The 7,149-nt window shown below is 72.9% G+C and carries 2 protein-coding genes; both read left to right on the forward strand.

Annotation, left to right across the window (positions count from 1 at the left end; translation table 11 throughout):
* Positions 1–6,530 (forward strand): non-ribosomal peptide synthetase (locus EES42_RS27965; protein WP_164495343.1); only part of this gene is annotated, 6,530 nt, incomplete at its 5' end.
* A gap of 204 nt (positions 6,531–6,734) precedes the next feature.
* The coding region (locus EES42_RS27970; RefSeq protein WP_164495344.1) for an AMP-binding protein at positions 6,735–7,149 on the forward strand (415 nt) is incomplete at its 3' end.

A 7,149-nucleotide genomic window follows, 5' to 3' on the forward strand; every position in this document is an offset into this window, starting at 1 on the left:
CCGACGAGCTCGCCGCCCGGCACGGCCTCACCGTCACCGGCACCGAAGGCGGACTCGCCACCAACTACCCCCTCACCCTCAGCGCGTACACCGGTCGGCACCTGGTCGCGATGGGCGGCACCGCCGCCGAGATCGCCCTGCGCATCACCTACCGGCCCGAGCTGTTCGACGAGGTGACCGTTCAGGTCCTGGCGACCCATCTGTCCGCAACGCTGGCCGCGCTGACCGAGGCCCCCGACCGGCCGCTGTCCGCCCTGCCCCGGCTCACGCCGGTGGAGCGCACCCGGCTGGCCGGCTGGACGACAGCCCGCCCGGCGAACCCGGACACCACCTTCCTCGACCTCTTCCGGGCGAGGGTCGCCGAACAGCCCGACGCGCCCGCCGTCGAGTACCGCGGACAGGTCCTCACGTACGCGGCCCTGGACGAGCGCGCCGACCGGCTCGCCGCGGTGCTCGCCGCCCGTGGCGCCGGGCCCGAGACCAGGATCGGCGTCTCGATGTCCCGGACCGCCGACCTGGTCGTGGCCGTGCTGGCCGTGCTCAAGTCCGGCAGCGCGTACGTGCCGCTGGACCCGCACTATCCCGCCGACCGGCTGCGCCACATGGCCACCGACTCGGGCATCGCGCTGGTGCTCACCGAGAGCGCCCTCGCCCAGGAGCTGCCGTTCGCCGGCGAGGCCGAACTGCTCGCCGTGGACCGGCTCCCGGAGCCCGGCGACCACACGGCGGCCGGCTCGTGGCCACGCCCGCCGCTCGCGGCCGCCGCGTATGTGATCTACACCTCCGGCTCCACGGGCCGGCCCAAGGGCGTGGTGGTCTCGCACCAGGCCATGTCCTCGCTGGTCCAGTGGGCCGTTTCGCTCGGCGAGGACGTCTTCGCCCGGACCTGTTTCGCGACCTCGCTCAACTTCGACGTGTCGGTCTTCGAACTCTTCGGCACCCTCGCCGCAGGAGGCGTCCTCGAAGTGATGCGCGACGTACTGGAGCTGGCCGAACGGCCCGAAGGCTGGTCCGGCAGCCTGATCTCGGCGGTGCCGTCCGCACTCGGCGCGGTCCTCACCGAGGACGGCCTCGGTATCTCGGCCGGGCACGTGGTGCTCGCGGGCGAAGGATTCCCGACCGCCCTCCATGACCGGATCGGCGAGGTGGCCCCCGCGGCGGTGATCGCGAACATCTACGGCCCCACCGAGGCCACGGTGTACGCCACCGGCTGGTTCTCCGACGACGAACAGGCCCCCGACGGCGGATCCGTTCCCATCGGGCGCCCCGTCGCCGGCAAGTCCCTCCGGGTCCTCGACCCGTGGCTGCGGCCCGTCCCGGCCGGTGTCTGGGGCGAGCTGTACATCGGCGGCCAGGGCGTTGCCCGCGGCTACCACAACAGGTTCGCGCTGACCGCCGAGCGGTTCGTCGCCGACCCCGTCACCCCCGGTGAGCGGCTCTACCGCACCGGCGACGTGGTGCGCTGGCGGTCCGACGGCGTGCTCGACTACGCCGGCCGCGGCGACGACCAGGTCAAGATCCGCGGCTTCCGTATCGAACCCGCCGAGATCGAGGCCGTGCTGACCCGGCTGCCCGGCGTCGCACAGGCCGCCGTGATCGCCCGCGAGGACCAGCCCGGGGTGAAGCGGCTCGCCGCCTACGCCGTGCCGGTCCCCGGCGGTGAGGCCCCGGACCCGGCCGCACTACGGGCCGCGCTGGCCGGCGTACTGCCCGAGTACATGGTCCCCGCGACCCTGACCGTGCTGGACGCGTTGCCCCTGAACGCCAACGGAAAGCTCGACCGCAGGGCCCTGCCCGCACCGGACCTGTCGGCCGTCGGCGAGCGGTACACCGCCCCGCGCACCCCGCAGGAGGAGCTGGTCGCCGAGGTCTTCGGCAAGGTGCTCGGCCTGGACCGGGTCGGCGCCCTGGACGACTTCTTCCAGCTGGGCGGCGACTCCATCCTGAGTATCCAGGTGGTGTCGCGGCTGCGCCGGGCCGGCGCGGAGATCTCCGTACGGCAGCTGTTCGACCACCCGACGGCCGCCGCCCTCGCCCCGCACGTCGGCGCCGCGTCCGGCACCGGCCCGGGCACGAAGGACGTGGATGCCGGGCCGGACGCCATCGTGCGGGTTCCCCGCGACGGCGCCCTCCCGCTCTCCTCCCCGCAGGCACGCATGTGGTTCGCCGCGGAGCACGACAGCGCCAGCGCCGAGTACAACTCGGGCCGGGCCGCCCGGCTGCGCGGGCCGCTCGACACCGGGGCGCTGCGCGACGCGCTGAGGTCCCTGGTGGCCCGGCACGAGTCGCTGCGCACCACCTTCGACACCGTCGACGGGCAGGGCGTCCAGGTGATCCACCCGCCCGCCCCCGTCGACCTGCCGGTGCTGGACTGCCCCGCCGACGCGGTCGACGCTCTCGTCCACCGGCTGCTCGGCGAGCCCTTCGACCTGCGCACCGGGCCGCTGCTGCGCCCCACCCTGATCCGGGTCGCCGACGAGGACCACGTACTCGTCCTTTCGATGCACCACATCGTCATGGACGGCTGGTCCCTCGGGGTGATCCAGCGTGAGCTCGGCGAGCTCTACGCAGGCCGGATCCCGGCCGAACTGCCCGTCCAGTACGCGGACTACGCGGTCTGGCAGCGTGAGCGGCTGACCCCGCGGACGCTGGAGGACGGGCTGGGCTACTGGCGGGCACAGCTCGCCGACGTCCCGGTGCTGGAGCTGCCGACCGACCGGCCGCGCCCCGCCGAGCGCACCACCTGCGGCGCGAGCTTCCAGACGGTGATCCCGGCCGGACAGCTCGCCCGCTTCACCGAGGTCTGCCGGGCCCGCGGCGCAACCCTGTTCATGGGCCTCACGGCAGTCGGCCAGGTCCTGCTGTCCCGCTACAGCGGGCAGCAGGACGTGGTGGTCGGCACCGTCACCTCGGGCCGCGACCGCGACGAACTCAAGGACGTCGTCGGCTTCTTCATCAACACCCTTGCCCTGCGCACACACATCGACGAGCGCGACAGCACCACCGCGCTGCTGGACCGGGTCCGCAGCACGGTCCTGGACGCCTTCGCCCACGCCGAAGTGCCCTTCGACCGGGTCGTCGACGCCGTCGTCACCGAGCGCGACCCCAGCCGCAGCCCACTGGTCCAGGTGGCGATCAGCCACGAGAAGCTCTCCGGCGCCCCCGCCGGACCGGACGCGGACGGCCTGGACTGGCAGGACCAGGCCCTGAAGTCCACCACCGCGCAGTTCGACCTCACCCTCGACTTCGGAGAGGTCGACGGGGCGCTGCTCAGCAACATCGTCTACAACACGGACCTGTTCGACGAGGCCACGATCCGACGGCTCTCCGCGCACCTGCTCGAACTGCTCGGCGCGATGGCCGCCGACCCGGAGGCGCCGCTGCGTGCCGTGCCGTGGCTGACCGGCGCCGAACACACCGAGATCGTGGGCGGCTGGACCGACGGCGCCGAGGGGCCCGCCGGCGCGGTGCTGACCGAGGTCTTCGCCGACCGAGTGACCCGCACCCCCGACGCGCTCGCGCTGGTCTGCGAGGGCGAGCGGCTCACGTACGGGGAACTGGACGTACGCGCCGACCGGCTCGCCCACGCCCTGCGCGCCCACGGGGTCGGCCCGGAGGTCCGGGTCGGCGTCTGCCTGCCGCGCGGCACGGCACCGGTCGTCACACTGCTCGCGGTGTTCAAGGCGGGCGGGGTCTTCGTACCGCTCGACCCCGAGTACCCCGCGGACCGGCTGGCGTTCATGATGGCCGACTCCGGGCTCCGGGTACTGCTGGCCGCGGGCGACACCCGGGACGCGGTGGCGGAGGCACCCGTACCGGTGCTCCTCCTGGAGGAGCTGGACCGGACGGCCGAGGCGGCCCACGACGGCCCGCCGCTGACCCGGCTCACACCGGCCAACGCCGCCTACGTCTTCTACACCTCCGGCTCCACCGGCCGACCCAAGGGCATCGTGGTGCCGCACGCGGGAGTACTGCGCGTGGCCCGTGACCCGCGTCTCGCCTTCACCGCGGACGACGTGATCAGCCAGACCGCGACGCTGTCCTTCGACGCGAGCGCGCTGGAGATCTGGAGCGCCTTCGCCAACGGGGCCGCGCTCGCCATTTCCACGGCCCGGGTGCTGTCGGTCGAGGAGCTCGGCACACTGGTGCGGACCCACCGGGTGACCGTGCTGTGGGTGACGACCGGCCTCTTCCACGAGGTCGTCGATGCCGACGTGGCGATGCTGCGCGACCTGCGCATGGTGATGACCGGCGGTGACGTGCTCTCGCCCCGGCACTTCCAACGGGTGGTGGAGGAGGCGCCGGAGGTCCAGCTGGTGGCCGCGTACGGGCCCACCGAGACGACCATCTTCGCCACGGTCCACCTGGTCGACTGGGCGGAGCAGAGGCCGTCGGTGCCGATCGGCACCCCGCTCGGTCAGACCCGCGCGTACGTACTGGACTCCTGGCTGCGGCCGGTCCCGGTCGGCATCGCGGGCGAGCTGTACCTGGCCGGCGAGTGCGTGACCCGGGGCTACGCAGGACACCCCGGGCTCACCGCGGGCCGCTATGTGGCCAGCCCCTTCTCGGCGGGCCGGATGTACCGCACCGGCGACGTCGTGCGCTGGCTGCCGGACGGGCAACTGGACTTCGTCGGCAGGGCCGACAACCAGGTCAAGATCCGGGGCTTCCGCATCGAGCTCGGCGAGGTCGAGATCGCACTGGCCTCCCACCCGGATGTGGCCCAGGCCGTCGTGGCGGTACGCGAGATCACGCCCGGCACCAAGCGTCTGGTCGCCTACGCGGCCGGCACCGGCCTGGACCAGGCGGGACTGCGGGCCTTCGCGAGCGCCGCCCTGCCGGACTACATGATGCCGACGGCCTTCGTCGTACTGGACGCGCTGCCGCTCAACGCGAACGGCAAGGTGGACCGCAAGGCGCTGCCCGCACCCGAACCGGAGGCCCTGACCGCGGCCGAGTACACCGCCCCGCGCACCGGGCGCGAGCAGCTCCTGGCCGAGGTGTGGGCCTCGGTCCTGGGCCTGCCCCGGGTCGGCGTGCACGACAACTTCTTCGATCTGGGCGGCGACTCCATCCTCACCATCCAGGTGGTCTCGCGGGTGCGCGAGGAGGGCCTGACGATCTCCCCGAAGCAGATGTTCAAGGCGCCCACGGTGGCCGGGCTCGCGGAGCTGGTCACCGAGGCCGCGGAGCCGGCCGCACAGGAGCCGCAAGCCGCGCCGCCGGTCAGCGGAGACGTGCTGCTGAGCCCCATCCAGCGCTGGTTCTTCGACACCTTCACGGTGCCGGAGCACCTGACCATGGCCACCTTCGTCGAGCTCGGTTCCGCCGAGGTGGACCGGCCCGCCCTGGCCACGGCGTTCGCGGCGCTGCTCCACCACCACGACGCCCTGCGGATGCGGTACGTGCACGACGGCACGGGCGGCGCGGCCGGCTGGCACCAGTACAACCCGCCCGCCGAAGCCCGCTCCGTCCTCAGCTGCCACGACGTGTCGCGGGCGGCCGACCCCGAGGCGGAGACGGCCCGGCTGATCGCCGAGGCCCAGGGCAGCCTGAGCCCGGTGGACGGGCCGCTGATCAAGGCCGTGCTCCTCGAATACGGCGACCGGCTCCCGAGGCTGTTCGTCACCGTCCACCACCTGGTGGTCGACGGGGTCTCCTGGCGCATCCTGCTCTCCGACCTGGCGACCGCCTACGGCCAGGCGCGGGCCGGGCGCCCGGTCGACCTCGGCGCCAAGTCCACCTCGTTCCGCGACTGGACCCGGGCGCTGGCCGCCCACACCGGATCGGGCGCGCTGGACACGGAGGCCCCGTACTGGAACGCCCTCGCCGAGGGCGGAAGCGGACGGCTGCCCGTCGACCACGACGGCGCCAACCTGGACCGCAACCGTGCCGTCGCCCGCGCCGGACTCGACGCGGAGACCACCAGACGGCTCCTGCAGGAGGTTCCGGGCCGCTACCGCACGCAGATCAACGACGTGCTGCTGTCGGCCCTCGGCCGGACGCTCACCGAGTGGTCCGGCGAGGACGGTGTGCTGGTCGAACTGGAGGGCCACGGACGGGAGGAGATCATCGACGGGGTGGACCTGTCCCGCACGGTCGGCTGGTTCACCACGCAGTTCCCGGTCCGCCTTACCGCCCCGCCCGGCCCCGACTGGCGGCCACAGATCAACCAGGTCAAGCGCGCGTTGCGGGCCGTGCCGCAGCGCGGCATCGGCTACGGGCTGCTGCGCCACCTCAGGGGCACCCTCGCCGAGGGCCCCGAGCCACAGGTCAGCTTCAACTACCTCGGCCAGTACGACACCGAGGGGGTGGGCGACGGCTTCTACGGGGCGCCCGTCCCGTACGACGTGCCAACGGCACCGGCCACCGAACGCCGCCACCACCTGCTGGACGTCGTGGCGGTCGTCTCCGGGGGCCGCCTGGAGGTCCAGGTCATGTACGCGACGGACACCTACCACCCCGGGACGGTCGCGGCGTTCGCCGAACGGTTCGTCGCGGGGCTGCGGGAGATCGTCTCCGCGAGCTGACCCGGCCGGTCGCGGAGGAGGGGAACAGGCCGGCCTGTTCCCCTCCTCCGGGATTTCCCCGGTCTTTCAGCGACGCCTTAACACTGAATTTGGCTTTGTCTTTAGCTCGTTGTGTCGGCCGCCTTCTGGGTGGTGTTCTCGACTACTGATCGGTTCGTTTCTATGCGTGGGGGAGTGGTCCGGGTGCCCGGTTTCGGTGGAGCGGTGATTACCGAGATCTTCGCGGAGTGCGTGACGCGGGCGCCTGGCGCGCTCGCCGTGGTGTGTGCCGGCGAACAGGTGTCGTACGCGGAGCTGGACGCGCGGGCCAACCGGCTCGCGCACGCCCTGCTCGCGCGGGGCATCGGCGCCGGCGCGCGGGTGGGCGTGTGCCTGCCGCGTGGTGTGGAGCCCGTCGTCGCCCTGCTCGGGGTGCTCAAGGCGGGTGCGGCAGCGGTGCCGCTCGACCCCGAATACCCGCTGGAACGGCTGGAGTTCATGGTCGCCGACTCGGGCATCGCGGCCGTACTGACCGATGCCTCGACCGCACCGCTGATGCACCGGGTGGGCGCGCCCATGCTGCTGGAGATGACCGACACCATCGGACAGCCGGCGACCGATCCGGCCGTTCCGGTGTTTG

Origin of the sequence: Streptomyces sp. ADI95-17 (assembly GCF_003846175.1) — a bacterium.
Classification (GTDB): Bacteria; Actinomycetota; Actinomycetes; order Streptomycetales; family Streptomycetaceae; genus Streptomyces; species Streptomyces sanglieri.